The organism is Rhodococcus sp. 05-2255-1e, from assembly GCF_002259025.1.
GTDB classification, from domain to species: Bacteria; Actinomycetota; Actinomycetes; order Mycobacteriales; family Mycobacteriaceae; genus Rhodococcoides; species Rhodococcoides fascians.
In genome coordinates, this window is the sequence record NZ_NOZE01000026.1 from 1 (window position 1) to 840 (window position 840).

Sequence of the window (840 nt, forward strand, 5' to 3'; positions counted from 1 at the left end):
CGCACATAACCGCGTGCCACACCCCGCCCCGCGACATACAACTCACCAACCACACCGATCGGAACCCGCCGCAAACCGGAATCCAACACAAACAACGCATCACCCGGCACCGGCGTACCGATAGGAGCTCCATGACCAGGCTTCATGGGCGCACTCATAGAGGCGTAGAACGTCTCTGTCTCCCCGTAGCCATTGATCATTTCTCGGCCTGAAGCCCACCGATCGACAAGTTCGGGCGAGCATGCCTCACCCCCCACAAAAATGGTCCTTACTTGATCTATTCCCTCGGGCGAGAGCATCTCGAGTGCGGACGGGGTCTGGTTGACGGTGGTGACCTGCTCGTCTACCAGGATTCGGTGAAAGTCCGTTGCGGAGCGGGCGGCATGCTCAGGGATGATCACCAAGCGGCCGCCGTGCAGCAGAGCGCCCCACATCTCCCACACCGACACATCGAACGAGTACGAATGGAACATCGACCACACCTGATCTGGGGAATGTTTGAAAGCATGTTCCGAAGCTGCGTAGGTCTGGGTGACGTTCGTTTGTGTGATGCCGACGCCTTTGGGTGTGCCTGTCGTTCCTGAGGTGTAGATGATGTACGCGAGGAGGTCAGCATTCGGCACCGGCAACGTCGTCGTCGGCTGTTCAGCGACCTTGGGATCCTCGACATCTATCAGTGGGACCCCGGACTTACTGACGCGACCAGCGAGGCTCACCGTGGTCAAAATCGCGGCCGGCGCAGCGTCTTGTAGAACGAATGCCAGGCGCTCGTCAGGGGTGTTGATGTCGATCGGCAAGTAAGCAGAACCCAGCTTCAGCACCGAAAGTATGGCTATCACA

At 58.8% G+C, this 840-nt stretch carries 1 protein-coding gene; it reads right to left on the bottom strand.

The features are described from left to right. Nucleotides 1-821: AMP-binding protein (locus tag CH262_RS17170; RefSeq protein ID WP_256988853.1), on the bottom strand; the 821-nt coding region annotated here is incomplete at its 3' end. Nucleotides 822-840 lie beyond the last annotated feature (19 nt).